The sequence below is a fragment of the Collinsella sp. CLA-ER-H8 genome (assembly GCF_040092335.1).
Taxonomy (GTDB): domain Bacteria; phylum Actinomycetota; class Coriobacteriia; order Coriobacteriales; family Coriobacteriaceae; genus Collinsella.
Genome location: NZ_JBBNLU010000001.1, coordinates 179,801 through 206,774, shown reverse-complemented (window position 1 = coordinate 206,774; position 26,974 = coordinate 179,801). Strand labels below are relative to the sequence as shown.

The following is a 26,974-nucleotide window of genomic DNA, read 5'->3' as shown; positions in this document are numbered from 1 at the left end:
AAATGGCAGAGTTTATCTACCAGATGTATCAGGCTCGCAAGGCCCATGGCGACAAGGTGATCCTTGACGACGTGACCCTGAGCTTCTACCCCGGTGCCAAGATCGGCGTCGTGGGCCCCAACGGTATGGGCAAGTCGACCCTGCTCAAGATCATGGCCGGCATCGAGGAGGTCTCCAACGGCGATGCCAGGCTCACTCCCGGCTACACCGTGGGCATCCTGCAGCAGGAGCCGCCGCTCGACGACGACAAGACCGTCATCGAGAACGTGCGCATGGCGTTTGGCGACATGATTGCCAAGGTCGATCGCTTCAACAAGATCGGCGAGGAGATGTGCGACCCGGACTGCGACATGGACGCCCTCATGGCCGAGATGGGCAAGCTCCAGGACGAGATCGACGCCGCTGACGGCTGGGATATCGATTCCAAGCTCGGCCAGGCCATGGACGCCCTGCAGCTGCCCGATTCCGACATGCCGGTTAATGTGCTTTCCGGCGGCGAGCGCCGTCGCGTGGCCCTGTGCAAGCTGCTGCTCGAGGCTCCCGACCTGCTGCTGCTCGACGAGCCTACGAACCACCTGGACGCCGAGTCGATCCTGTGGCTCGAGCACTTCCTGCACAACTACCAGGGCGCGGTGCTTGCCGTCACGCACGATCGCTACTTCTTGGATAACGTTGCCGAGTGGATCTGCGAGGTCGACCGCGGTCACCTTTATCCCTACAAGGGCAACTACTCCACGTATCTGGAGACCAAGGCCGCGCGTATCGAGGCACAGGGTAACCGCGATGCCAAGCTCGCCAAGCGCATGGAGGCCGAGCTCGAGTGGGTACGCAGCTCGCCCAAGGCTCGCCAGGCAAAGAACAAGGCCCGTCTGGCTCGCTACGAGGAGATGGAGGCCGAGGCCCGCGCAAGTCAGAAGCTCGACTGGACCGACATCCGCATCCCCGTGGGCCCGCGTCTGGGCAACAAGGTGCTCGAGGCCCATCACCTGCACAAGGAGTTCGATGGCCGTGTGCTCATCGACGATCTTTCATTCACCCTGCCGCGCAACGGCATCGTGGGTGTCATCGGCCCCAACGGTGTCGGTAAGACTACGCTCTTCAAGACCATCGTGGGCCTGGAGCCGCTGACTTCGGGCGAGCTCGAGGTGGGCGAGACCGTCAAGATCTCCTATGTCGATCAGAACCGTTCCGGCATCGACCCCGATAAGAACCTGTGGGAGGTCGTCTCGGATGGCCTGGACCACATGATGGTCGGTGAGACCGAGGTTCCGAGCCGTGCTTATGTGGCGAGCTTTGGCTTTAAAGGCCAGGACCAGCAGAAGCGCGCCGGCGTACTCTCCGGTGGCGAGCGCAACCGTCTGAACTTGGCGCTTACGCTCAAGCAGGGCGGCAACCTGCTGCTCCTCGACGAGCCCACGAACGACCTCGACGTCGAGACGCTGTCCTCGCTCGAAGCGGCACTGCTCGAGTTCCCGGGCTGCTCGGTGGTCATTAGCCACGACCGTATGTTCCTGGACCGCGTCGCCACGCACATTCTGGCGTGGGAGGGCACCGACGAGAATCCGGGCAACTGGTATTGGTTTGAGGGCAACTTCGAGGCCTATCAGGCCAACCGCATCGAGCGCCTTGGCGAGGACGCAGCCCAACCGCATCGTATTCACCGCAAGCTGACGCGCGACTAGATCGTTACGCGGTTTTCCAAACCGCGTAACTGCTCGACGCTGCGCGGGTCGCAAGCACTCCATCTTGCCGTTCAAGCCGTCGCTCGCGTACCGAAGTACGCGTCGCTCCTCTTTCACGGCAACCTGGGGCACTTGCGGCCCGCTCGCTGTTGGTTACGCAACATCAACAAATAAAAACGGCTCAAATCCTGATTTGGATTTGAGTCGTTTGTCGTTACTGCTCGGGTTCTTCGACTTTATCGATGGCCCAGGTGGATCCGAGGCCACCGGTGGTGTTGCGGCGAATGCGCACGGTGACTTCGTGGCGCTCGCCGGCCTGCGTGTAGCGCAGGGGGAAGCTTGCGCGGTTTCGCGCGGCCTCGATGGTACCGCGCTCGCGGGCGATCCAGTAGTACTCGCCGACGATGCCGAGGGTATCGGCGCCGTAGGGGAGATAGGTCGACAGCTGGTGTAGCAACGGACCGGGGCAGAAGACCTCGGTTGCGAAATCGACGGGGGAGTCCTCGGGGATGGCGGGCGCTGCAGGTGCGGGGGTTGGGGCCGCTGCGGGTGCCGGAGCCGGTGCCGGTGCGGGAATTTGGTCGCAAGCAGAGGTGGGCACGGATTCGATGACGGGTGCGGGCTCCGGCGTCGCTTCCGGCTTGATTGTGGAATCTGCGGGCTTCACGGTGACGGGCGCGTCTGCAGCTGCAGTTTCAATCTCAACCTGCGTTGCGTTCTCGTTCTCGATGCTCGGCTTTGTCTCGATGGGCGTGGATGCCATGGTGGTGATGCCGGCGTTGGCGTTCTCGGGGTCATAGACGACCGTAAGCGAGATGGCAGGCCGCGGCGTCTCGGGCTCCGGCGTCGACTCAGTAGCGTCTTGATCGTCGGGCTCGTCGGGCTGTTCGTCCTCGGCCTCGTCGCCAAGGATATCGCTGTTTTGGAACGCAGACGTCTCGGGTTGGTTAGCGGCTTCTTCGGTTGTCGACTTGGGAGCCTCGTTGAGCCCCGCAGTGGCTTCCTGCTCTGACATAACTTCGGGATCGGTCGTGGCGGCGATTTCGGTTCTGGCTTCTGCCGTCACCTCGATAGCGACTTCGATCTCTGTCTCGGGCTCGGGCTCGGGCGCGGCTTCAACCATGGCTTCGGGCTCGGGACGCTTAACGTGCTTGGGGCGCACGGCCTTGAGGTCCTTCTCACCGCGCTTTTTCTTTTTGTAGGACTGCTTGGCGCCCTTGGCGGTCTTGGGCTTGTCCTCGCCCTTGGCAAGCGCAGCATCCCAGGCCTCGTTGGCGATGACCGTGGCATACAGGCGGCCGCCTTTAAAGACGGTCAGCTTAATGCAGTCGTCGAGCTCCTCGAGCAGCTCGCGCGTGGACTCGAAGCCCAGGTCATAAGCGGTCATGTCGCCAGCGGCGAGCGCCTCCTCGACCTGCGTCATAAACGTTTGCTTGCCACATCCAATCGCATCGCGCAGCAGGCGATACAGATAGATGTGGTTGCCCAGCGAAAGCGTGGGCCTAACTATTGTCTTGCTCATGGCAAATCTCCTCTTTACACATGTAAAGCATCTTACCATCGCATAGCGTTCGCCATGGCGGCGCCCAAGGCAAACGGGCGCGAACCGCTTTCGATTCGCGCCCGTTGTACAGGTCGGTTATCTATGAGAGGCAAACGTGCTTAGTTGCCCGATGCCGTGCCTTGGCTCGAGTTGTCAGATGCCGTGCCGGAAGCGGTTCCGCTCGAGCTGTTGGTGTTGTTACTGTCTGCCGTGCCCGTTCCCGACGTGGTGTCGCTCGTCTGGCCTCCCGTGTTCGGCTGTGAACCGTCAGTCGTTTGGCTTGAGTCGGTCGTGCCGGACGGCGTGCCACTGTTGGCCGTAGAGGAATCGGTGCCCTGCGATTGGTTTTGGGTGTTCGAGGACGAATTGGCAGAGGTAGGACTGTCTTGCGTGCCGTCCGCCTGTGCCTGCTGATCCTGCGGCTGAGTGTTGCCATTTGCATCGCTCTCGGTCGTGCGCGACGACAGGATTGGCTCGGGACGCTCGCCCAGACCCTCACCGGCAGTGGTGATAAGGATGGCGCCGGCGCAGGCGATGACCGCGACGATGGCGATGGCGATCGAGAAGACGATGACCTTCTTTTGTGTCTGGCTGCGCTCTGCCGCCGCCTTGGCGCGCAGACTGTTGGGGGCGACGCGCGCCGTGGTCGCGCGTCCCGCAACCTGGCGCATCTCCTGCGTGGTCGCGGCGCCACCTAGGTGCTCCTCGACATCGGGCTCAACGGGCTCGTAGGCGCCGGCAGGGTAGTCGACAGCGGCATGCGTGCCCTTGATTGCTTCGGCGCTGGCGGAGATAAAGTGGCGATAGACCTGCGAGGACACAACAGTGATGACTGAACTCACAGCGGCACCAATCACCGAGCCGGCAATGCCGATCTTTGAAGCAAGCGCCACGCTCGTGGCGGCAGCTGCGGCGCCGGCGATGATCTGGGGAATGGAAATGTCGTCGAACAGACCCTTTTTGGGCGCGATGGCCATGGTCTGTCCGATGGAATGGTTCTCGTGCACGCCGTTGTTGAGCGATGCCGGCGTCATGACGCGCGTGCGCGGCGCGTCGGTGTACTTGGTTGTCATACGGGGTCCTCCCGGTGTAAATCTGCTTCGTTTCGTGTAGCCATCAGGGTACCCACCAGATGTGAATCGTACGTGACATTTAACAGATACCATCAACTCATCAATTGCTCACCAAGTTGGTGGGATGCGGTTACACCCGGCGGTTGAACTACAATAGGACTTGCTAATTGTTGTGAATGGCGTCTACGCACGGGAGCATTCTTATGAATCTTCACCTTTCTCAGTCTGATGGCTTTTTGCGTGTGGCGGCGGCCTCGCCGCGGATTCGCGTGGCCGATGTCGAGGGCAATGCCGAGGTTGCGCTGGCGGCTGTTCGCGAGGCTACCGAGCGCGGCGTTCGCGCGCTGGTGCTGCCCGAGCTTAACCTGACCGGCTATACCGCGGCCGACCTGTTCCATAACCGCACGCTGCTGCATGCCTGCGAGGCTGCTCTGGTGCATATCCTCGACGAGACTCGTGAGTTGCCGATTGTCTTTACCATTGGTCTTCCCGTTGCAGTTGCCGAGAATATCTACAACTGCGCCGCCGTGTGCTGCGCGGGCGAGCTTTTGGGCCTCACGGCCAAGAAGTATCTGCCCAACTATGGCGAGTTCTATGAGCGCCGTTGGTTTGCTCCGGCGCCTGCGGATCCCGTGTGGGTTGAATTTGCCGGTCAGGGTCCGGTTCCGCTGGGTTCGGGGCTTGTCTACCGCTGCTGTGATGAGGGTGCCGAGGATATGGTGCTGGGCGTTGAGGTTTGCGAGGACCTGTGGGTACCGGCGCCGCCTTCGACCGAGATGGCGCTTGCCGGTGCGACGGTGATCCTCAATCCGTCGGCTTCGGACGAGATTATCGGTAAGGCGGATTACCGCCGCAGCCTCATTTCCAACCAGAGCGCGCGCCTGTATTGCGCCTATGCCTACGCGGACGCGAGCGAGGGCGAGTCCACGACCGACATGGTCTTTGCGGGCGAGAACCTCGTCTACGAAAACGGCTCCAAGCTCGCCGCGACCAAACTGCTTACCTGCGATATGGCCATCGCCGACGTTGACCTTGACCGCCTGGTTGCCGAGCGCCGTCGCTCGACGACATGGACGCGCGCGGACGATGCGCCGGAGGCCGTGACCGTCGAGTTCTCGTTTGAGGGCTCGCTCGCCGAAGAGCCTGTCCTGCGCGATGCGCTCGGCATAGACCGTGTCTTCCCCCGCGCGCCCTTCGTGCCTGCCGACCATGGTGACCTGGCTGAGCGCTGCGAGACCATCCTCGACCTGCAGACCGCGGGCCTCAAGACCCGCCTTGCCCATACGGGCACCAAGGCGGCCGTTATCGGCCTTTCGGGCGGTCTCGATTCCACGCTGGCGCTGCTTGTGACCGTGCGTGCCTTCGATGCGCTGGGGCTGCCGCGCACTGGTATCACAGCCGTGTCCATGCCCGGCTTCGGCACGACGCATCGCACCAAGTCGAATGCCGAGTCGCTCGCTCGCGACCTGGGTGTGAGCTTCCGCGAGGTTTCGATCCACGCGGCTGTGGAGCAGCACTTCAAGGACATTGAGCATGATCCGGCCGTGCAGGACGTGACCTACGAGAACAGCCAGGCGCGCGAGCGTACGCAGATTCTGATGGATCTGGCCAACCAAGCCGGCGGTTTTGTCATTGGCACGGGCGACCTGTCGGAGCTGGCGCTCGGCTGGGCTACCTATAACGGCGACCACATGAGCATGTACGCCGTCAACGCGAGCGTGCCCAAGACGCTTGTGCGCCATCTGGTGCGCTATGCCGCCGATGTCTTTGGCGGGCGCATTGCCGAGGTCTTGCTCGATATCCTCGATACGCCGGTGTCCCCCGAGCTTCTGCCGCCCACGGGCGACGGCGAGATTGCGCAGAAGACCGAGGATTTGGTGGGCCCGTACGAGCTGCACGACTACTTCCTCTACTACCTGCTGCGTTTTGGTTTTGAGCCGGGCAAGATCTACCGCATGGCGCTCAAGAGCTTCGAGGGCGTCTACGACGCCAAGACCGTCCGCACATGGCTACGTACGTTCTACCGTCGCTTCTTTGCCCAGCAGTTTAAGCGCAGCTGCCTGCCCGATGGTCCCAAGGTGGGCTCGGTGACGCTCAGCCCGCGCGGCGATTGGCGTATGCCGAGTGACGCTAGCTCGCGTCTGTGGCTTGCGCAGATCGACGCGCTCAATCCAGTTGACTAAGGTTGGCTAAATTGAACCAATACGGGGGTTGCAAGCGTTACACTTTTGCAATCTGATGGCCCGTATCGCGCGGCGCTCTTGTCGGAGCGCCGCGTTTTTCATATCGAAAGGTGGCACCATGCAGGCATCGCAGCGTCTCGACCGCTTTGGCGCGGAGGTCTTCGCCTCGCTCAACAACAAGCTTCTCGCGCTGAAGGCTCAGGGCAAGACCATTTACAACATGAGCGTGGGCACGCCCGACTTTAAGCCGTACGACCACGTGGTCGAGGCGCTCACGCAGGCAGCCCAAGATCCCGAGATGTGGAAGTATGCCCTGCGCGACCTGCCCGAACTCAAGCAAGCCGTGTGCGATTACTATGAGCGTCGCTTTGGCGTTTCGGGCATTACGCCGTCTATGGTGCAGTCGTGCAACGGCACGCAGGAGGGCGTGGGCCATTTGGGCCTGGCCCTGCTCGATCCGGGTGACACCATTCTGGTTCCCGATCCGTGCTACCCGGTCTTTGAGGCGGGTGCCAAGATCGCCGATGCCAAGCTCGAATACTATCCGCTGGTTGCCGAGCATAATTACCTGCCCTATGTGGCGGGTATCGATCCCGAGGTGGCCGATCGTGCCAAGTATATGATCGTGTCGCTGCCCGCGAACCCGGTCGGCTCGGTGGGCACGCCCGAGATCTACGAGGAGATCATCGCTTTCGCCCGCGAGCACGACCTGCTGATCGTCCATGACAACGCATACTCCGACATCGTGTTCGACGGCGAGCCGGGCGGCAGCTTCTTGCAGTATCCCGGTGCGCTTGAGGTGGGCGTGGAGTTCTTCTCGCTCTCCAAGTCGTTTAACGTCACCGGTGCCCGCATCGGCTTTTTGGTCGGTCGCGAGGATGTGGTCTCGGCCTTTGCCAAGCTGCGCGGCCAGATCGACTTTGGCATGTTCTTCCCGATCCAGAAGGCCGCCATCGCCTGCCTGAACGGTCCGCGCGATGAGGTCGAGGCGCAGCGTCTGAAGTACCAGGAGCGCCGCGATGCCCTGTGCGACGGTCTTGAGGGCTTGGGCTGGGAGCGCCCCAACGCGCATGGCTCTATGTTTGTGTGGGCCAAGCTTCCCGGTGGCCGCACCGATTCCATGGCGTTTTGCGAGGAGCTTATGGAGAAGGCCGGCGTTGTGGTGACGCCGGGCGCGAGCTTTGGTCCTTCGGGCGAGGGGCACGTGCGCATGGCGCTGGTCTTGCCGCCCGACCAGATCGCTTTGGCTGTCGAGGCCATTCGCGAGGCGGGCCTGTATTAGAAAGCTATTTTGGCTCGTCAATATATCGAAACCGATTTCGTGCAGTTATTTTACGAATTCTGCAAACAATTTCGGTAAACGGTCGATTTTTGGCTGCGAATAGGAGCATAATCAAAGTCCCGATTGGATGTATTGGGATTACGACAAGCCGCTCGGGTCGTTCCCGGGCGGCTTGTTTGTGGAGTGAGATGGGAGTTTCTAATGGTTAACGAGAAGAAGGTCGCTATTGTCGGCTGCGGTTTCGTCGGTTCGTCTTCGGCGTTCGCGCTGATGCAGAGCGGTCTGTTCTCCGAGATGGTCCTCATCGACGTGGACAAGAACCGCGCCGAGGGTGAGGCCCTGGATATCGCGCACGGCATGACGTTTGCCGAGCCGATGAAGATCTACGCCGGCGATTATTCCGATGTCGCCGACGCCGCCATGATCGTCGTCACCGCTGGCGCTGCCCAGAAGCCCGGTGAGACCCGCCTGGACCTGGTCAACAAGAACGTCAGCATCTTTAAGTCCATTATCCCCGAGATTAAGAAGTCCGGCTTCGATGGCATTCTGCTCATCGTCTCCAACCCGGTCGATGTTCTGACCTACGCCGCCATCAAGATGTCCGGCCTGCCCGAGGGCCACGTCATCGGTTCCGGCACCGTGCTCGACACCGGCCGCCTGCAGCAGATGCTTGGTGCCCACGTCGAGGTTGACCCGCGCGATGTCCAGGCCTATGTCATGGGCGAGCACGGCGACTCCGAGTTTGTCGCTTGGTCCAGCGCTCAGGTTGCCGGCGTTCCGCTGAACACCTTCTGTGAGCTTCACGGCCATCTGGAGCATGAGGCTGCCGAGAAGCGCATCGCTGAGGACGTCAAGAACTCCGCCTACACCATCATCGAGAAGAAGCACGCCACCTACTATGGCGTCGCCATGGCCGTCAAGCGCATCTGCACCGCCGTTATGCGCGATGAGCAGACCGTTCTGCCTGTCTCCTCGCTCATGGTGGGCGAGTATGGCCTGTCCGATCTTGCCATCTCCATGCCGACCGTCGTTGGCCGCGACGGCGTTGTCTGCCGCGTCCCCGTGCCGCTGAACGAAGACGAGCAGCATGAGCTCACCGTCTCCGCCAAGGCCCTCAAGGACATCATCGACAGCGTCGATTTCTCCTGCTAAATCAAGCTCGCTAGAGCGAAAAGCTACAATGAAGGCGTCCGGGTCCACACGGCCCGGGCGCCTTTTTGGTGCAAAGTAACCTGACCCCAATGCACCATCCCAATGCACCATAGTTGATGGGAGGGCCATGTCGGATTCGCCTAATTTTTTGACCTATGCCCAGACGGCGTTTGATCCGTTTGAGGAGCGGCCGTTCTGCGCGGTGGATAGCCTGGTCTTTGCGTGGTTGTCCTATTTGCGTTTGCCAGGTGATATGGCGGAGCTGACGAACTGGCAGGGCCTAGACGTACGTGAGCTGCTGCGTGCCGAGTGCTACCGGGACATGATTGACGACTTGTGGGACCCGGAGGGGAGCAGGGCCTTGTTGGAGGCCGTGGCAGCAAGTCCTCGCTACCGTGGCGTGCACGTTTGCGGCTATCGTGCCGTGAGCGATGTGGTGGCGACGGAGCAGTTTGCAGCCATGGCGTTTCGGTTTCCGGCAGGGTTTAGCTATCTTTCCTTCCGGGGGACCGACAGCACGATTGTGGGCTGGAAAGAGGACTTTAACATGGCGTTCCGGTGTCCTGTGCCGGCCCAGGAATCCGCGGCGCGTTATGTGGACGAGGCGGCGGATGCGATCGACGGGCCGCTTTTGTGCGGAGGTCATTCCAAGGGTGGAAACCTTGCGGTGTACGGTGCGGCGATGTGCTCCGATGTTGCCCGCGAACGAATCGAACGGGCGTATTCCCATGATGGTCCAGGGTTCGTCGAGGAGTTTCTGAGCGGCAACGCCTTTGCCGATCTTTCCGGTCGAATCGACAAGACGCTACCTCGGTCGTCGATCTTCGGCATGATGTTCGAGACACAAGAGGACTATGCCATCGTTGAGAGCACCGAGTTCAGCCTGCTGCAGCACAATCCCTTTAGCTGGGTGGTTGATGGTTGCGACTTCGTATACTGTGAGCGCCTGTCCGCCGGTGCTCGATACGTTGATGGCTCCATTCGCGAGATGCTGCTTGCAGTGTCACCTAGCGAGCGCGAGCGTTTTGTAGATGCGTTGTTCTCCGTGTTTGAGGCTACGGACGCCGAACGGTTTGCGGATATCGCAGGAAATCTGCGTGAGAGTCTGCCCGTGATGCTCCAGGCTGCGCAAGGCTTTGACAAAGATACGCGACGCTTTATCTCGCAGACCATCGTGGCGATTCTTAAATGCGCACTGTTGCCCAAACGACCCCAGATCGACGTGCCCGCTGCCGGCAAGAGTTTGGCAGAACAGCTCGAGGCTTGGCAGTCCGAGCTCCTGCGCTAACCATTGGCGCAAAGCAACCTGTCCCCGATGCATCAATCTTCGATGCGCCTAGGGCAGGCTCGACCGCTATACTGGTTCGTGCCGAAATCGATCTAGAACGGAATGCCGTATATGAAAATCAATCACGCGATTCTGCATATCCTGGACTTTGACTCTGCCGTCAACGTCATGAGTCAGCGCGAGCTCGATATCGAGAGCCGTACCGTGCGCAACTTCGTGACCACGCATCTGCGCCGCGCGCGTACTTCGGCCGATAACAAGCGTGCCACGTTTGCCGAGAACTCCGCATTCGGCGGCGAGCTCAAGGGCTATTTCTTTGGTGAGCGTGAGTTCGTGGACCTGTCGCAGCAGATTGCGGAGTTCATCTCTTCCGAACTCACCAAGGCCGAGAAAGCCGAGTCCACTGACGTGCTTGTGGCGGACTTTGACGATGATGAGGATGCCCGCTGGTTTGCCGTGATGCTGCTGGGCTCCAAGCAGGCATTCATGCACGAGGTGGGTCGCGAAGAGGGCGAGGTGCGTAACGACATCGCGCGCCACTATGCCATTCTGCCGAACCCTTCGCAAAAGGTGCCGAGCTATGCAATCGTGCGTGCAAGCACCATGGAGATCGGCTATGTGGATAAGAAACGCAAGATTGCCGGCGAGGATCGCATGCTCATTCCCGACGGCCTGCTGCAATGCGACACGGGCGTTTCGGGTAAGGAGGTCATCGACACGGTGACGCGCGTGGTCGAGGAGGTCGCTGAAGAACACGGCGCCAACACGGCCGTAGCGCTCGCCAAGGTCAAAGCCGCTGTTGCCGAGAAGGTTGAAGACGACGAGGAGCTGCCGCCTTGGGATATCGTCGATGAGGTCTTTGAGGACGAGCCGGTTATCAAGGAGAGCGTGCGTGCGGCACTGACCGAGGAGAAGGTGCCCGAGCGCGTGCCCGTGGAGCGCAAGCAGGTCGAGCGCGCGGCCGTGCGCAATCACAAGATCCGTACCGACACGGGTATCGAGATCAGCTTCCCGGCCGAGATGGGTTCGAACTCCGAGTACATTGAGTTCGTCAACGAGCCCAACGGCCTCATTTCCATCGAGCTCAAAAACATCGGGTCAATTGAGAATCGATAAACTGAGCTTGGACGCTGCTGAAAAACAAAGGTCGAAGCCCTTCGGGACTTCGGCCTTTGTTGTTTTCGGCTTGGTTGCTGACATTGCGCCGCAGGTTGGGCATACGTCAGCGAAAACGCCCCTAGGCGAGCAAGGTGACGCGAAAGAGGAGGGCATTGACCTTCTGGTCATGCCCGACGATTGAACGTCAGATTGCCGCCTAGGGGCGTTTGCAGCGTCGGGTCGTTACGGCGTTTGGTAAAACGCCGTAACTATTAAAGCTGGCGCAGGCCCTCTTCCAAGCCGGTCTTGCTGTTGGTCTTCTCGTCGCGCATCTTGATGGCGCGGGCGGGGACACCGGCCACGACGGCACCGGCGGGGACGTCCTCGACGCACACGGCGCCGGCGGCAACGACAGCACCCTTGCCCACGTGCACGCCTTCCAAGACCACAGCATTGGCGCCGATCATGACATCGTCCTCGATGATGACGGGCGTGGCACTGGCGGGCTCAACGACGCCTGCCAGCACGGTGCCGGCGCCGATGTGGCAGTTCTTACCCACGGTGGCGCGGCCGCCCAGCACGGCGCCCATGTCGATCATGGAGCCTTCGCCAATGACGGAGCCGATGTTGATGATGGCGCCCATCATGATGACGGCACGGTCGCCGATCTCGACGCGGTCACGGATGATCGCGCCCGGCTCGATGCGGGCGTTGATGCCCTTAAGGTCGAGCATGGGCACGGCGGAGTTGCGGCAGTCGTTCTCTACGTCGTAGTAGTCGATAGAGTCGGCGTTGGCGTCGAGGATTGCCTTGAGCTCATCCCAGTCGCCAAAGACGGTCTTGCCGCGACGACCGCCGTAGACGTGTGCATTGCCCCACTGGACCTTCATGCCCGGCTTCTCGCGCACGTACAGCTTGACGGGCGTCTTTTTGGGCGCGGTGGCGATGTAGTTGATAATCTCCTGTGCATCCATCTCGGCTGCGTTGCTCATTTGCTATCTCTCCTTTGGGTGGATTCGGTTGATACCTGGTTAGGCAAACATGACCTGGTCGAACGTATAGAAGCCGGGTTCGCGGGTGACGAGCTTCTGCGCGGCTGCCAAGGCGCCGTTGACAAAGATCTGACGGCTCGTGGCGCGGTGGGTGAGCGTGACCTCCTCGTCCTGGCCAAAGAAACTCACCTCGTGCACGCCGGCGACGGTGCCGCCGCGCAGCGAATGCATGCCGATCTCCTTGGGGTCACGCGCGCCGCACATGCCCTCGCGGCCATAGACGGGGTGGTAGCCTGTCTCGGACTCGGCTTCGACGACGGCGTCGAGCAGCAGCTTGGCGGTGCCGCTGGGGGCGTCGACCTTTTGGTTGTGGTGAGTCTCGACAATTTCGCAGTCAAAGCCGGGCAGCTCACGCGTGGCCTGGGCCACTAGATGACGCAGGGCTGCGATGCCGATGGAGTAATTGCCCGAGTGCATAACGCGGGTGTTCTGGCCCAGCTCACGCAGACGGTCCATCTGCTCGGGGGTGTAGCCCGTGGTGCCCGAGACCAACGCCGCGCCCGTGCGCTCGACATAGGCGACGACGGCATCGAAGGTCACGACGTTCGAGAAGTCGATAATCACATCGGCAGCCGGTGCGTTCTCGAGCTTGCTCAAATCGAAGCCAATCTGGGCCACGATATCAAAAACGGGTTGACCGGCGGCGTCGACAACGCCCTCGGCGGTGGTGCGGATGAGCGAGCCCATGCGGCCCGTTCCCATAATGACGGTCTTAATCAAGCAGACCAGCCCCCTTCAGAGCATCGGTAAGTGCAGAGCGCGTGTCGTCTGCCATGGGGCACAGCGGCATGCGGTAGTTTGCCTCGATCATACCCATCTGGGCGAGCGCCTCTTTGACGGGGATGGGGTTGACCTCACTAAAGAGGGCATTGATGAGCGGCTGGCCGGCAATTTGGATATCGCGGGCACGCGCCACGTCACCGTCCAAATAGGCGCGGCACATGTCATGCACGAGCTGCGGCTGCACGCCTGCCCACACGCTGATGGTGCCCGAGGCGCCCAGGCTCATGAGCGGCACGGTAAGCGCGTCCTCGCCCGAGTACATGCGGAAGTCGTCTGACAGCAGGTGGGCGATCTTGGCCGCGTAGGCGACGTTGCCCGAGGCCTCCTTAATACCCATGATGTTGGGGTGCGCGGCCAGGCGCTCTACGTTGCGCTCGCTGATACCGCAGCCGCAGCGGCCGGGGATGTTGTACAGGATGCAGGGGATGTCCACGGCATCGGCGACGGTCTTAAAGTGCTGATAGATACCCTCTTCGTTGGACTTGTTGTAGTAGGGGGTAATGAGCAGCAGGCCGTCGGCTCCCAAGCCCTGGTAAGTAAGCGACTTGGTGAGCATGGTCTGCGTGGAGTTGGAGCCCGAGCCGGCGATGACGGGGACGCGTCCTGCAACCTGCTTGACCACGGCGGCGACAACGGAGTTGTCCTCGTCATCGGTCATCGTGGCGCTCTCGCCGGTGGTGCCCAGGGTGAGGATGGCGTCGGTGCCGTTTTGCAGGTGGAAATCGATAAGGCGCTCGAGTGCGTCAAAGTCGACGCTGCCGTCCTTTTTAAACGGCGTGACGAGGGCGACGATTGAGCCCTCGAGATTGCGGATGTCCATGTTCTTCTCCTTCGCGTCCGCGATCTGGATGCATTTGTTCCATTGAGCGGCGACGGCCAGGCGCTCGTCTTGGGCGCGACGGCGGGCACTTTCGGCGCGCGACTTGGCCAGCAGCTCTCGGCCGCTCGGCAGCACGTCGAGCGTGGCAAAGTAATCGCCCGGGCGCTCGGCACGGCGGATGAGGTCGGCCGAGCCATCGGGGCGCAGCAGGACCTCGGCGGAGCGCAGGCGTCCGTTGTAGTTGTAGCCCATGGAGTAGCCATGCGCGCCGGTATCGTGGATTACAAGCAGGTCGCCCATGTCGATATGCGGCAGCTCGCGATCGATGGCGAACTTGTCGTTGTTCTCGCACAAGTTGCCCGTGATGTCATACGTGTTCGTGACCGGTGCTGCGGTCTTGTCAGGGCCGCCCGGCTGACCCATTACCGTAATGTGGTGGTAGGCGCCATACATGGCAGGGCGGATCAGATCGACGGCGCTTGCGTCGACACCGATATAGTCCTTGTAGATCTGCTTTTCGTGGATGGCCTTGGTGACCAGGCATCCGTAGGGGCCCATCATAAAGCGACCCATCTCGGTGCAGATCGCCACATCGCTCATGCCGGCGGGGACCAGAATCTCGTCGTAGGCTGCGTGTACGCCCTCGCCGATGGCGTGAATGTCGTTAGCCTGCTGCTCGGGCAGGTAGGGGATACCCACACCGCCGGACAGATTGATAAAGGCGACATGTGCGCCGGTCTCGCACTCCAGGCGCACGGCAAGTTTAAAGAGGATGCGTGCGAGCTTGGGATAGTAGTCGTTAGTGACGGTGTTACTGGCAAGGAAGGCATGGATGCCAAAATTCTCGGCGCCCTTGGCCTTGAGCATGCGGAAAGCCTCAAAGAGCTGCTCGGTGGTCATGCCGTACTTGGAGTCGCCGGGGTTGTCCATAATGCCGTTAGAGAGCTGGAACAGGCCGCCCGGGTTAAAACGGCAGCTTACCGTCTTGGGAATGGGGCCCGCGACGCGCTCAAAGAACTCGATATGGCTGATGTCGTCAAAGTTGACGATGGCGCCCAGTTTATCTGCAAGGGCAAAATCCGCCGCCGGCGTGTCGTTGGACGAGAACATGATGTCGTGGCCGGTGATGCCCAGTGAGCGGGCAATCATGAGCTCGGTATAACTCGAGCAATCGCAGCCGCAGCCGTATTCGTTGAGAATGGAGATGAGCGCCGGGTTGGGGTTGGCCTTGACGGCAAAGTATTCCTTAAAGCCCGGGTTCCATGCAAAGGCGTCGCGCACTTCTTGCATGTTGCGGCGGATGCCCGCCTCGTCGTATAGATGAAACGGCGTGGGAAACTGCTCGACGATATGCTCGAGCGTTTTCTTGTCCACAAACGGCTGCTTGGCCGCATACGCTTCGTTGGGGGTCAATGCCATGTCCCGTAAACCTCGCTATCCAGACGGCGCCATCGGCGCATCGAATCCGCATAGCGTGGACCCAATGTCCGGATAGCGCTCCCGCATTGCTGCAGACAGTCCTGCGGGTGTTTCCCGCAGGCCCACCAGGCTGTTCGTGCCCGAAAAACCCAGTTCGGCGGGTTTCGCCTCCCCACGGGGTCAAAGCCTGCCGGCTCGCCCGCGCCTCTATCAAGTGGTAATGACCCTACCACGTTGCACTTTAGCAAACAAGAGTATTCGTATATAACGTTTAAAAAATGCAGGGATATGCTGGAAATAAGGGTGCGGCAATCTTGCGGCACAATAAGATGGCAACTGGCGCGCACCTATGAAAGGAACCTTTATGACCGAGCTCCAAGAACTCCGTTGCTATCGGCGCGACTTACACAGGATCCCGGAGCTCGACTTCGATCTTCCGCAGACTATCGCCTATATCGAGGGCGTGTTGGCGCCGCTCGCTTGTGAGGTGACCCATCCGTGTCCGAGCTGCGTCTGTGCCTTCTTCGATGCCGGCGTGGGCGCTACGCATGCCACGGCGATTCGCGCCGATATGGATGCCCTGCCCATCGCGGAGGCAACGGGCGTTGCCTTTGCCTCGACTCATCCCGGCAAAATGCACGCGTGCGGACACGATGGACACATGGCCATGGCGCTCGCGGCGGCGACTTTTGTCGACCGAGCGATTCGTGAGCAACCGGGTGCCATCAAGCGCAACGTGCTCTTTGTGTTCCAGCCTGCCGAGGAGACGACCGGCGGCGCCAAGACAGTGTGCGAGAGCGGCGTATTCGAGCGCTATGGGGCAGATCGCATCTTCGGCTTCCATGTATGGCCCGATTTGCCCGCCGGTACGTTGGCGAGCTGTTCCGGTCCGCTGCTGGCGCGCTCAAGCGAGACGCACATTCATATCCATGGCACGAGCATCCATATCGCCAAGACCTACGGCGTTCCCGTAAACGAATCGCACGATGCCGCGCTGGCGGCGGCCAAGTTCTTAGTTTCCGAGCGCGAGCTCATGGATGAGCTGGGTGCCGACGAGCCTTGCATTGGTAAGTTTGGCCTGCTGCAGGCCGGCACCGTCTGCAATGCGGTGGCGGGGGAGGCACATGTGGCTGGCAGCCTGCGCGTGTTTACGGACGGTATGTTCGACCGTGCGCGTGAGGGCGTGCGGCGCGTGTTGGACGAGGCCTGCACTGCAACGGGTTGCACGTACGATCTCGACTTTGCCGAGGGCTATCCGCCAGTCGATAACGACCCCGAGCTGTTTGCCAACGTCGCGCCTGCCTTGTCCGAGCTGCAACTTGTGGACGAGCCGCTGCTAATCGCCGAGGATTTCGCGTTTTATCAGCGGCATTTGCCGGGCGTGTTCTTCTTGCTGGGCACGGGCGTGCCAGAGGGACAAGAAAACCCGAGCGATTCGGATGGCTGTCCCGCCTATGCCACAAGCGCCCTGCATACCGATACCATGCTCTTTGACGAGGAAATCCTGCTCAAAGGCCTCGATGTCTACAAACGATTGCTTTTGCTTGCTTAAGTGGCGAAGAATACCTGTTCTAGAAAATACGAACAGATGTACGGTATAATAGAGATGTAAGTCTATAGAAACGTTTGACGTTATTAACGTAAGGCGATACTATGATTGCATCATATAAAGATGAAGACACTGAACGCTTCGCAATGGGTGTGCGGATTAGGAAGCTCATTCCTTTTGAGCGGGTCGCCTTGAGGAAGATTCGCCAACTGCAGATCTGCGCTTCGCTTGATGATCTTCGCGTTCCGCCAGGCAATCGTCTTGAAGCGTTGAAGGGCGATCGCGCTGGTCAATACAGCATCCGTGTTAATGAGCGCTATCGGGTCTGTTTTGAGTGGAGACAGGGGATGGCTTGGAATGTCGAAATCGTCGATTATCACAAGTGATGAGACCGCGCCCGATTTGCTGTCGCCGGTGACTCCTGGTGAACTTCTCAAAGAGGAATTTCTTGTTCCTATGGGCATTTCTCAATATCGCCTTGCTAAGGAGACCGGGATTCCGGCACAGCGTATTGGGCAGATTATTTTGGGAAGGCGTCGTGTTACGGCTGACACCGATCTTCGCCTTTGCCGCTACTTTGGCCTAACGGATGGCTATTGGCTTCGCGCTCAGATGGCGTTTGACCTCGAGGCAGAGAAGGGGCGCATCGAGCCGGAGCTGGATAAGATCGTTCCCGTTCAGCGGGCCGTTGCGTTGTAGTGCTCAAAGATATTGAGGTTGGAGTGACGATGGAACGACGCCGACAGACTGCCGTGTATAGTCCGGGTGGATGCGGGTGTGGCTTGCTGCTGATTCCGGTCATCGTCGTGAGCGTTGGCTTGATGTTTGTGCTTGCCGGGCTGGCCGCAGCGGCGCTCGTGCTGCTGATTGTGGCTATTGGCGTGACGATTTGGCTCTGCCGCAATCGCGAGCAACGTCGTGCCGACGGCAAGACCGATGTGGGATGGATTGTCTTTTTGGTTACCGCCTACCTGTTGAGCATCGGCTACCTTGTGTTCTTTGTTTTGCTGCTCGTTAGCACCTTTACCGGGGAATCCGTCACGGTGGGCTAGGCTTCGACGAGCCTTTTGAGGATGAGGCGAGGGGGCGGATGGGACATGTTGTTCAAGACGGAGTGCGACGCGCGGGCGGCAAGAAGATCGCGATTCCCATCGGCAAGCAGGACGCGACCGTCTTCCGCAAGGTGATGAGCGCAAAAGACGCCATCTAAGAGTTCGCGCCGGCGCTAGGGACGGCCGATCAGGAGCGGGCACTGCGTATTGCCCGAGTGCGGGCGAGACGGATGGTGGCGTGGATGATTCGCACTTATCTTCCTTACTTTCGGATTATTCACCAAAAATAGCCGTGCGGGCACATCACGAACAATCGCCAAACAAGGCATAAACACGGGCGCGGGGCTTATCGGCTTCGTGCTCTTCTTCGCCATAAGAAACGACAACAGCAGAGCGGTTAGCCGAGCGCTAATTTTCGTCTGGAAAGCGAGTGGTATGATTCGACCTACAGGCTTTTCAAACTGAAACGGCGGAATTAACATGGGAAATGCTGTTATAACGCTCAGGGATTTGATGCCGGTGGCGCACCCAGAGAAGACAAAGATCAAATTCAACATGAATGCTGGCGACGTGAACGTGCGCGCGTACGACATGCTGCTGAAGGACACCTCGACCCCCGAGAAGACCGATAGCGGCTCGCGATGGTACGAGATGAACGCGTGGAGGAGCGCGACGGGACAAGCGAATAACAACCTCAACCATGCGGATTACCTACTCTCGTTCGCACAGTACTACACCTACGGGCCCGAGTACTTCATCTTCGGCGGCATGCACAAAGTGGAGAAGGCAGTACCCGAGGTGCTGGGCGGCGTGGGCTACAAGTTGACGCTTCTTCCCGACTACGAGGCCTACATCAAGCGCCTCATCATCAAGTTGAAGAAGCCTATCGGGCGCGACATCTACAACAAGTTCTACGAGAACACGATGCACGACTTCGAGCCCGTAGTGTACGAGTACTCGATGAGCCTGGGCAACGTTGCCCCTTTTCCTGGCTACAAGTACGTATGCATCGACCACAAGACCTTGCAGGCCGTTATCGCCAGCGTGGGCTCCGACTGGTACTGGGCGCTGGACAACGTGAAGGGCGTCTACTGCATCACCGACATCGCGACGGGGAAACTCTACGTGGGTTCGGCCTCGGGCGACAGCAAGAAGGACGCGGGCGCGGACTTGGGTATCTGGCAGCGCTGGAGCGCCTATGCCAACCCCATGGACCCGACTGGCGGCAACAAGGAGTTCAAGGCCATCGTGGCCGAGCACGGAACTGGGTACATCATGGAAAACTTCACCTACTCCATTCTAGAGGTGTGCGACACCAAGATGACCACCGCCGAGGTGTGCGAGCGCGAGAGTCACTGGAAAGACGTGCTTTGCTCGCGCAAGTTCGGCATGAACTGGAACTAGGTGCGCGCCATGGGCTTGTTACGGACGGTGAGGGACTGCGTGTACGGCATGGCCGTGGGCGATGCGCTCGGCGTGCCCTACGAGTTCAGGCCGCGCGGCAGCTTTACCTGCACGGACATGGTGGGCCGCGGCACGCACAACCAGCCTGCGGGCACATGGAGCGACGACACGTCCATGGCGCTCGCGCTGTGCGACAGCTACCGCGAGCTGGGCGATATCAATTGCGACGATATCCTCGTCAAGTTCCGCAATTGGATAAACGAAGGCGCATACACCGCCGACGGGAACGTCTTCGACTACGGCAACGCCACCAGGCAGGCGCTCGATACGGGTTGCGGGCTCACAAGCGAATACAGCAAGGGCAACGGCTCGCTCATGCGTTGCCTGCCTATGGTGTTTATGGAATGCTCCGACTGCGACATAAGGGAGGTCAGCGCGATCACCCACGCTACCGACGACTGCTGCCAGGCCTGCGTGGACATGATCGCCTATGCCCGCGAGGTGCTTTACAGCGGGCACGCCGGCTGCGAGAGTGAGGACAGAGCTGGTGCCAGCGGCGGTTACGTGTGGGATACTTACCACGCCGCCATCTGGTGCCTAGAACATACCGACAACTACCGCGACTGCGTACTGACCGCCGTGAACCTGGGCGACGATACCGACACCACGGCTTGCGTGGCCGGTGGATTGGCCGGCATCCTGTACGGATACGAGGGCATTCCGACCGAGTGGTTAGAGGCCTTGCGCGGCAAGGACGTGATTGAGCCTTATTTGTTCGGCGGGGCTTACGGTGATGACCTGTGCAGGTTCGTTAAGCGCTTCGAGGATTCGCTGGACGGTCCCACCCGCGACTTCCACGCGTTGGCCCATGACATGTTCGGCCTGGGTTGGCACATGGACTGTGGCGAGGCCTTTGCCGGGGCATATCCGCGCTCCGGTACGGCCGAAGGACTGCGAGAGGACATAGACACCATAGACGACGTTGGGCTTCTGGGCAGCGGCGTCTTCTCTCGGTGGCGCTATATAACGCACTGGAAGTACGATAGCGTGCCTGATAAGGACGATCTGGAGTGGTTCAGGCTGGCGCTCGGGAGGCTTCGCGAGCTGGCATAGGGGTGCCGTGATTTGAATCGCTTGCCTGAGGTGGCTGATGCCGACTTAAAGCACGGGGAGATATACCGCAGCGCTATTGCTTTATTGCCTGAGTGATCTTAGGACCATACCTTTTATTCGATAGCGGGGCGACGGAATCGTCGAACACCATGCGCGCGCTATCTTCGACGGGCAGCCCCCCTCATGGGCATCTTGCAGGTGAGAGGGGTGCGGCTAACGTCGGCCAGAGGCGCGGAAAGGGCGCTTTGGTATCAAGCTGCAGCCTCAATCACCGCTCCATCTGAACAGGCATCTTCTCAATCCAGTACCAATCTGGCTTACAAACCCCCATTAGCTCCCAGCTAATGAATTTGAGCTCGCTGCCTTCTACGATGTGCTGTGTGCCGGCGCGGTAGCCGGATCGTAGGAAGGATGCATGATGAATAAGCTCGAAAACGAAGTGCTGCTGAGCCGTCGCGCTGCACTTGGCGCATTCGCCACTGTTGCCTTGGGGACTGCCGGTCTTCTTGCCGGTTGCGGTAGCGATAAGGCGACCGTCACCGAGGATGCCGGCGATGGCGACAAGAAGGAAGAGACGAAGAAGGAAGAGCAGCCTACGACTGACCTGGCTGTTGGCACGACGGTGACCACGACTGCTGGCCTTTCCGTCGTCGTCGATTCCGTCCAGCCCGGCCTTACAAATTATGACGGTTCGACCATGACGGGTATTCACGTCACGTACGTCAACAATGGCGATGAGGGCGCAGATTACAATATCTACGACTGGAAGGGCGAGGACGCCAACGGTGCGCAGCAGAACCAGGGTTATTACAGCGGGGGTTCCGATGAGCTGCAGTCTGGTACCCTTGCCGCCGGTGGCTCCGTGGCGGGCAATATCTACTTTGATGGTGACATCAAGAAGGCTCTCTATTTTGCCAACGTGTTTGATAAGTCTGCTGCTGCAAGCTGGGTGCTGGCCTAACATGTCGCTACCGTTGCGCAGTATGGGAGGTGAGGTCGTATGCCCAATAAAAAGCTGACGGACGAGTTACTCAATGAACTCCTCGACGCGCCAAACATCGATGGCTATATCAAAGAGCACGACTTTGCCGCCCCGTCGCTTTCGGATTACTTAAAGCAGTTGCTGCAAGAGAAGGGGCTCGAGCGCTCGCGTGTGGTGCGTATGGCCGACCTCAACGAGACCTTTGGCTATCAGATTTTTACCGGTGCGCGGCATCCGAGTCGCAATAAGGTGCTGCAGATTGCCTTTGCAATGGCGCTGTCGATGAAGGAGACCAACCGCGCTCTGACGGCTGCCGGAGTGAGCGTCCTCAACTGTGAGGACCGTCGCGATGCAATCATTATCTTTTGCATCGACCGTGGCTGTAGCCTCCAAAAGGTCAATGAAGAGCTATATCGCTTTGGCGAGGAAACGGTGAGTTAGTGGTCGATGGCTGAGCCGGCGGTGTCACCAGAGCAGCCATGCAAACGATCGGGGTGCGGACACCATGGGGTGTCCGCACCCTGCGTTATGATGGGCACCATGGATACTCAGAGCCCAACATATTCCGATGACGAGCTGACTGCTTCACTTGTCGAGCATTTGGCGTCGCTCGACCGCGATGACAGCTATCGTGTGGAGCGCGTGCTCAAGTGCTCGGATGTCGAGACGACCGAACTCGTCTATTTTGAGGGCTCTGGCGGCGGGTCTCTCGGTCCCTTTGTCCGCAAGCGCATCGATGCTTCGGTGCAGATTGGCGGAGCATATGAGCGCCTGTTTGCGGCCCAGCGCGCCGGTCGTCGTTTTGAGCACTTGCCCCGAATCGTCGATTGCCGCCGTGTGGGCGACGAGCTTGACGTGGTGATGGAGTATGTCGAAGGCGAGACACTCGAGGCCCTGGTGGGACGCTTGGGGACGACGCCCGATTATGCCCGCGGGCTGTATCCCGTTCTGTGTGAAGCGGTGGGCGAGCTGCATGCTGGTTTTGCAGCTGCGGGGGAGCCGGGGATGCCGGTAATCCACCGCGACCTTAAACCCTCGAACATCATCGTATCGGGCGTGAGATACGCGACCGATGCCGGCATGACCTTTTCCTCGCTGGTGATTATTGACCTGGGAATTGCGCGCGTTTGGCGCGATGGCGCCGACGCCGACACCGTCAAGTTTGGCACGCGTTCCTATGCGCCGCCCGAGCAGTTTGGGTTTGGGCAAACGAGCGTCCGCAGCGATATTTACGCGCTTGGCGCGCTGCTGTTCTTTTGCCTGACGGGAACTGACCCCAAGCCTGGGCGTGACATGCGCGAGCAATGCGAGGCGCATGGCATTCCCGTTCCGCTGGCGGATGTGATTTGCATGGCGATGGCGCTCGATCCCGCTAAGCGCTTTGCGAGTGCAAAGGCACTGGGGCATGCTGCGCGTGCGGCATATGAGCTATGTCTCCCTGCACCGTCGCCCGTGACCTTTTCTGCTGCCAGCGTGCCCCGGGCCGCGGTGCCACAGGTGCAGCGGGTACAGCAGCCGGTTGCCCTCACGCTTCCGTCTTCTGCAAGCCGGCGTTCGATCGTCTCTCCCGTGACATCCAAATGTGTGCGTCTGCTCTCGCGTATCCCCGAGCCCGTGGGGCGCATATGGAATGGATGCGTCTATGCGACAACATTGTTGCTGCTGATGGGCAGCCATTTTGCGGTATTTACGCCAACGGGCGAAAACCGAAACTATCCAACGTGGTTTTTGGCGCTTGAGTATTTCTTTATGGTCGATGGCCTGGTGTTGCTCATTACATTCGGAATGCTCGACCGGCGTAGGCTTCGACGTCGTTTTCCCGTGCTCGGTCGGTATCGGGGGAGTGCTTTTGTCGAACTATGGTTCAAGGCGCTCGGGTTTATGTTTGCCGTCATGTGCGTCGTCGTTGTTATCGGCAACGCGACCGGTATCGTCTCCTAGAGAATCGAAAAGGGGCCCCGTTTGGGGCCCCTTTGCAGTTGCACTTAAATACGGTTCATTTGATTGGCGACCTTGTTGTACCAGTCCTGCCACGTGGGCGGGCAGTACTTCTTGGCGGCTGCCGGAGTAAGCGTGGAACCATAGTTGGCGCCCAGGTAGGCAACGTGGGCGGAGACGCCCTCGCTCCAGCTACCAAAGCTACGCCAACCACCGCCGCGGGCACTCCAGCCCCAGGCGTTATAGGAGCCGGCGCAATAGAGGCCCTTGCTGCTCTCGATGCAGGCGATAGCGGGGGACCAACGGGGATCGACGCCGGTATTCCAGGCGGCGACGGCAAAGTTGTAGCCCTGGCCTGCCATGGGGGAGCCGGCAAGGTAGTTATCGATGCGGCTCGTCCACTCGTTAATGAACGAGTCGTAATCGGAGTTACCGCTATTCGAGCTGTTCACCGTGGTGTCGATGGTGGTGTTGGCGTTGTTGGCCTGGCTGTTGGAGTTGTTGCCGCTTACGCCCTCGCCCGAGATCTTCTCGGCGGCAGCGGCCTTGTCGGCCTCGAGCTTTGCCAGCTCGGCAGCATTTTCCTGCTCGGCCTTTGCCTGCGCCTCGCTGCGGAGCTGCTGAGCCTGCGCCAGTGCATCCTCGGCATTCTTTTGCTCGCCTTCGAGCTGAGACTTGGCCTGCTCGAGTTCAGTCTTGTTCTGCTCGAGCTCGGTCTGCATCTTGTTAAGCTCTTCGATCTCGTCGACGCTCGAGCTTGTAATCTGGTTGGTGTATTTGCAGGTGGTGATAAAGTCACCCAAGCTCTGCGTGTTCACCAGGAAGCTCACGATGGGGCTGGTGCCCTTCTGGTACTTATACAGATCGCGCATGGCGGAGCTTGCCTTGGCCTGCTGCTCGGGTAGCTCGGCCTCAATCTTATCGATGTTCGCCTCATTGGAGTCGATCTGCTTTTGCAGATCCTCGAGCTTGGTTCGGGCGTCATTGTAGGCGCTCGTGGCGTCCTCGATCTTTTTCTGGGCGGCGGAAAGCTGATCCTGCGTTGCCTGCGAGGCGGCATAGGCCGCGACGGGGGAGAGCATCGGCGTGGCCGTCAGCGCGACGGCGAGCGCGGCGCTCGTGATGATACGAGCCGGCTTCGACGCGAAGAGCGCAGCGGTGCGATGGTTCGAATGCTGCATCCAGTCCCTCTGCAATCAATCGTAGGTTATTGGTCGAGGTGTATTCTACTACTGCTTTCGACCTCTACTTGAACCTTAAAGGTTCTAAAGGGTCAAGTTGAACTTGAGGCTTTGGCCTTGACCTGCGGGAATGGTGAATTGTTGAGAAACCATAGAGTTCAACTTTAACGTTACGGCACCCTGTTGTAACTGAATTCTTGGCTGCAAAAGCTACCTCAACGTGGGGTTTTGCAACTATAGGGTTCCTTCGCGGCGAGCCTGCTCCACCTCTTGGAGCGCCTCAGCCGGCGTAAACGAACAGGTGCCGTCACCGAGCTTGACCATCTGTATGTCGTCACCGATATGGACTTCTCCGCCCTGCAGCACGACGCCAAAAATGCCCTCGTGGGGGAAGATGCAGTCGCCGGCGAGATAGTAGATGGCACAGCGGGTGTGGCAGACTTTGCCGATCTGGCTGATTTCGACGAGTACTTCGTTGCCAATCTTGAGCTGCGTGCCCAAGGGGAGTGAGAGCAGGTTGATGCCCTGGGTTGTGAAGTTCTCGCCAAAGTCGCCCTCGTGCACATCGAGCCCGCGCGCCTGCGCCGTCTGGATAGACTCTGCAGCTAAAAAGGAGACCTGACGGTGCCAATGCCCGGCGTGCGCATCGGAGGCGAGGCCAAACTGCTCGATGACGGTGTCGTGCCCGTCGGCGACGGGTGACTTACGCGTGCCTTTGTGCTCCGACGTGTTGATTGAGACGATGCGGGCAGGCCCGTTGTAAGCATCGTTTGCGGTGCGTAGGGGAGCTGCCGTCTGGGCACGATCCGCAAGTTCGCGCTTTGCGGCGTCAATGATGGGGTTGTTGATCGGATGAGCCTGGGGCACAGTGTACCTTTCGACGGGGCGGGCAACATGTTGAATCCTACAACAACGGTGGGTTCATTGCCCGTTGTCGTACACCGGTGATCGCCGCCTTCGTGCTGGATAATTACGCCGATTGCCATAGATACGGTGGAGCTTTGGGTGCCGGCGGCTCGGCACGCTAGAATAAATCAGTTGCACAAAGACCGCCCGTCGTGTGGGCAGTTCTAGATAGGAAGTTTCCATGGCATTGCAGTTTATAGAGCGCGAGTTTATCCCCGTGCTGCTCGGCGGCGACATCAACGCGTATTCGGTGGCGCGCGCTTTCTACGAGGAGTATCAGGTTAAGAGCCTGGTCTTTGGCAAGTACCAGACCGGCCCCGCGTATCGCAGCCAAATTATCGATTACACGCCCAACGTAAATATCGACACCATGCCCGTGATGCTTAAGACCGTCAACGGTATCGCTCGAGCTCATGCCGACAAGACGATTGTCCTGATGGGCTGCGGCGATAACTATGTTGCCCTGGTGGCTCAGGCCAAGGATGCCAACGAGCTGGCGGATAACATCGTTGCGCCTTACACGCCCTATAGCATGCTTGAGCAGTGCCAGAAGAAGGAGATCTTCTACGAACTGTGCGAGAAGCACGGTGTGCCCTATCCGCATACGTTTACCTTTACTGCGCAGATGCTCAACACGCAAGGAGAGGCGCCTGCCGAGGTGCTCGACCAGATTGACTTCCCCTACCCGATGATCTTGAAGCCTTCCGACGGCATCATGTGGTGGCAGCATGAGTTCGAGGGTCAGAAGAAGGCTTATGAGATTGCCGACCGCGCCGAGCTGGAGCAGGTTATCCGCGATTCCTATGCCAGTGGCTACACCGATGACCTGATTTTGCAGGATCGCGTGCCCGGCAACGACGAGTACATGCGCGTGCTCACCAGCTATTCTGATCGCAACGGCAAGGTTCGCATGATGTGCCTTGGTCACGTGCTGCTCGAGGAGCATCAGCCCCATGGCGTCGGTAATCACGCCTGCATCATCACCGAGCCCAACGATGAGCTTATGGGTGGCGTGCGCAAGCTGCTCGAGGACCTTCACTTTGTGGGCTATTCCAACTTTGACGTCAAGTATGACGAGCGCGATGGCTCGTTTAAGTTCTTTGACTTCAACACCCGCCAGGGTCGCAGCAACTACTACGTAACCAACAGCGGCTTTAACGTTGCCAAGTATGTGGTGGACGAGTATGTGCTCAACCGCCCGTTTGAGCCGGAGTTTGTGACGGCGCAGGACGAGGCGCTGTGGATGGTCGTTCCCATGGGCGTCGTCGACAAGTACGTCAAGGATCCCGAGCTGCGCGCGAAGGTGCATCGTCTTGCCAAGGAGGGCAAGGGCGCCGATCCCTCGTTTATGAAGGGAGACTTTGTCTTTAACCGCTGGTTGCGCATGTGGCACACCAAGCTGCGCCACTTTAAGCTGTTCAAGACGTATTACAAGTAGACGAGCGTGGCGCCCGTCCGGTATGTATCGGGCGGG

Annotated in this window: 23 protein-coding genes; 16 read left to right on the top strand and 7 right to left on the bottom strand. The window is 59.8% G+C overall.

Annotated elements, in window-relative coordinates; translation table 11 throughout:
- The first annotated feature begins 2 nt into the window (after positions 1–2).
- Complete coding sequence (gene ettA, locus AAAX72_RS00900; RefSeq protein ID WP_055251458.1) at positions 3–1,682, top strand: energy-dependent translational throttle protein EttA; 1,680 nt, start codon at positions 3–5, stop codon at positions 1,680–1,682.
- 214 nt (positions 1,683–1,896) lie between these two features.
- On the opposite strand, the gene AAAX72_RS00895 is transcribed toward ettA, so the two are convergent.
- Positions 1,897–3,204 (bottom strand): hypothetical protein, encoded by a 1,308-nt coding sequence (locus AAAX72_RS00895; protein WP_349128612.1) that lies wholly within the window; start codon positions 3,202–3,204, stop codon positions 1,897–1,899.
- A gap of 140 nt (positions 3,205–3,344) precedes the next feature.
- Entirely contained in the window at positions 3,345–4,298 is a 954-nt protein-coding gene (locus AAAX72_RS00890; protein WP_349128610.1) for a hypothetical protein, read from the bottom strand.
- A gap of 203 nt (positions 4,299–4,501) precedes the next feature.
- Between AAAX72_RS00890 and AAAX72_RS00885 the strand changes: the two genes are divergently transcribed.
- The 5 genes from AAAX72_RS00885 to AAAX72_RS00865 all read left to right on the top strand — a co-directional run bounded on the left by AAAX72_RS00885 (position 4,502) and on the right by AAAX72_RS00865 (position 11,319).
- On the top strand, positions 4,502–6,481 hold the full coding sequence (locus AAAX72_RS00885; protein WP_349128609.1) for an NAD(+) synthase: 1,980 nt from the start codon (positions 4,502–4,504) through the stop codon (positions 6,479–6,481).
- Between the two features lie 118 nt (positions 6,482–6,599).
- Complete coding sequence (locus AAAX72_RS00880; protein ID WP_349117178.1) at positions 6,600–7,763, top strand: aminotransferase class I/II-fold pyridoxal phosphate-dependent enzyme; 1,164 nt, start codon at positions 6,600–6,602, stop codon at positions 7,761–7,763.
- Positions 7,764–7,964: 201 nt separating this feature from the next.
- Positions 7,965–8,915, top strand: coding sequence for an L-lactate dehydrogenase (locus AAAX72_RS00875; RefSeq protein WP_349128607.1), 951 nt, complete (start codon positions 7,965–7,967; stop codon positions 8,913–8,915).
- A 127-nt stretch (positions 8,916–9,042) separates the two neighbouring features.
- Complete coding sequence (locus AAAX72_RS00870) at positions 9,043–10,203, top strand: Mbeg1-like protein (protein ID WP_349128605.1); 1,161 nt, start codon at positions 9,043–9,045, stop codon at positions 10,201–10,203.
- A gap of 111 nt (positions 10,204–10,314) precedes the next feature.
- Positions 10,315–11,319, top strand: coding sequence for a nucleoid-associated protein (locus tag AAAX72_RS00865; RefSeq protein WP_022094136.1), 1,005 nt, complete (start codon positions 10,315–10,317; stop codon positions 11,317–11,319).
- Positions 11,320–11,573: 254 nt separating this feature from the next.
- On the opposite strand, the gene dapD is transcribed toward AAAX72_RS00865, so the two are convergent.
- The 3 genes from dapD to dapA are packed head-to-tail and all read right to left on the bottom strand — an operon-like array spanning position 11,574 to position 15,375.
- Positions 11,574–12,293 carry a 2,3,4,5-tetrahydropyridine-2,6-dicarboxylate N-acetyltransferase gene (gene dapD / locus AAAX72_RS00860; RefSeq protein WP_349128603.1) on the bottom strand — a complete coding sequence of 240 codons (720 nt, stop codon included), beginning with the start codon at positions 12,291–12,293 and terminating at the stop codon, positions 11,574–11,576.
- A 39-nt stretch (positions 12,294–12,332) separates the two neighbouring features.
- Positions 12,333–13,073 carry a 4-hydroxy-tetrahydrodipicolinate reductase gene (gene dapB, locus AAAX72_RS00855; protein ID WP_349128602.1) on the bottom strand — a complete coding sequence of 247 codons (741 nt, stop codon included), beginning with the start codon at positions 13,071–13,073 and terminating at the stop codon, positions 12,333–12,335.
- The gene (dapA, locus tag AAAX72_RS00850; protein WP_349128601.1) at positions 13,066–15,375 is read right to left on the bottom strand and encodes a 4-hydroxy-tetrahydrodipicolinate synthase; all 2,310 of its coding nucleotides are present in this window, start codon (positions 15,373–15,375) and stop codon (positions 13,066–13,068) included. Before dapA ends, dapB begins: the two co-directional genes overlap by 8 nt.
- Positions 15,376–15,739: 364 nt before the next feature.
- On the opposite strand from dapA, the gene AAAX72_RS00845 reads away from it, so the two are divergent.
- The 9 genes from AAAX72_RS00845 (at position 15,740) to AAAX72_RS00805 (ending at position 23,416) form a co-directional block, all read left to right on the top strand.
- Positions 15,740–16,927 (top strand): N-acetyldiaminopimelate deacetylase, encoded by a 1,188-nt coding sequence (locus AAAX72_RS00845; protein WP_349128599.1) that lies wholly within the window; start codon positions 15,740–15,742, stop codon positions 16,925–16,927.
- Positions 16,928–17,028: 101 nt separating this feature from the next.
- On the top strand, positions 17,029–17,310 hold the full coding sequence (locus AAAX72_RS00840; protein ID WP_349128598.1) for a type II toxin-antitoxin system RelE/ParE family toxin: 282 nt from the start codon (positions 17,029–17,031) through the stop codon (positions 17,308–17,310).
- A complete protein-coding gene (locus AAAX72_RS00835; protein WP_349128596.1) occupies positions 17,282–17,623 on the top strand; it encodes a HigA family addiction module antitoxin in 342 nt (113 codons plus the stop codon). Before AAAX72_RS00840 ends, AAAX72_RS00835 begins: the two co-directional genes overlap by 29 nt.
- A 29-nt stretch (positions 17,624–17,652) precedes the next feature.
- On the top strand, positions 17,653–17,976 hold the full coding sequence (locus AAAX72_RS00830; protein ID WP_349128594.1) for a hypothetical protein: 324 nt from the start codon (positions 17,653–17,655) through the stop codon (positions 17,974–17,976).
- 480 nt (positions 17,977–18,456) lie between these two features.
- A complete protein-coding gene (locus AAAX72_RS00825) occupies positions 18,457–19,380 on the top strand; it encodes a GIY-YIG nuclease family protein (protein ID WP_349128592.1) in 924 nt (307 codons plus the stop codon).
- A 9-nt stretch (positions 19,381–19,389) separates the two neighbouring features.
- Complete coding sequence (locus AAAX72_RS00820; protein WP_349128591.1) at positions 19,390–20,493, top strand: ADP-ribosylglycohydrolase family protein; 1,104 nt, start codon at positions 19,390–19,392, stop codon at positions 20,491–20,493.
- Between the two features lie 418 nt (positions 20,494–20,911).
- Positions 20,912–21,454 (top strand): DUF4352 domain-containing protein, encoded by a 543-nt coding sequence (locus AAAX72_RS00815; protein ID WP_349128589.1) that lies wholly within the window; start codon positions 20,912–20,914, stop codon positions 21,452–21,454.
- 39 nt (positions 21,455–21,493) lie between these two features.
- A complete protein-coding gene (locus AAAX72_RS00810) occupies positions 21,494–21,916 on the top strand; it encodes an XRE family transcriptional regulator (RefSeq protein WP_349128588.1) in 423 nt (140 codons plus the stop codon).
- A 99-nt stretch (positions 21,917–22,015) separates the two neighbouring features.
- Positions 22,016–23,416, top strand: a complete 1,401-nt coding sequence (locus AAAX72_RS00805) for a protein kinase (RefSeq protein WP_349128586.1) — start codon at positions 22,016–22,018, stop codon at positions 23,414–23,416.
- A gap of 44 nt (positions 23,417–23,460) precedes the next feature.
- Here the strand turns inward: AAAX72_RS00805 and AAAX72_RS00800 are convergent, their stop codons facing one another.
- The gene (locus tag AAAX72_RS00800; RefSeq protein WP_349128585.1) at positions 23,461–24,594 is read right to left on the bottom strand and encodes a hypothetical protein; all 1,134 of its coding nucleotides are present in this window, start codon (positions 24,592–24,594) and stop codon (positions 23,461–23,463) included.
- Between the two features lie 234 nt (positions 24,595–24,828).
- The gene (locus tag AAAX72_RS00795; RefSeq protein WP_349128583.1) at positions 24,829–25,461 is read right to left on the bottom strand and encodes an MOSC domain-containing protein; all 633 of its coding nucleotides are present in this window, start codon (positions 25,459–25,461) and stop codon (positions 24,829–24,831) included.
- Between the two features lie 220 nt (positions 25,462–25,681).
- Between AAAX72_RS00795 and AAAX72_RS00790 the strand changes: the two genes are divergently transcribed.
- Positions 25,682–26,938: an ATP-grasp domain-containing protein gene (locus tag AAAX72_RS00790; RefSeq protein ID WP_349128582.1), complete on the top strand. Its 1,257-nt coding sequence runs from the start codon at positions 25,682–25,684 to the stop codon at positions 26,936–26,938.
- Positions 26,939–26,974 lie beyond the last annotated feature (36 nt).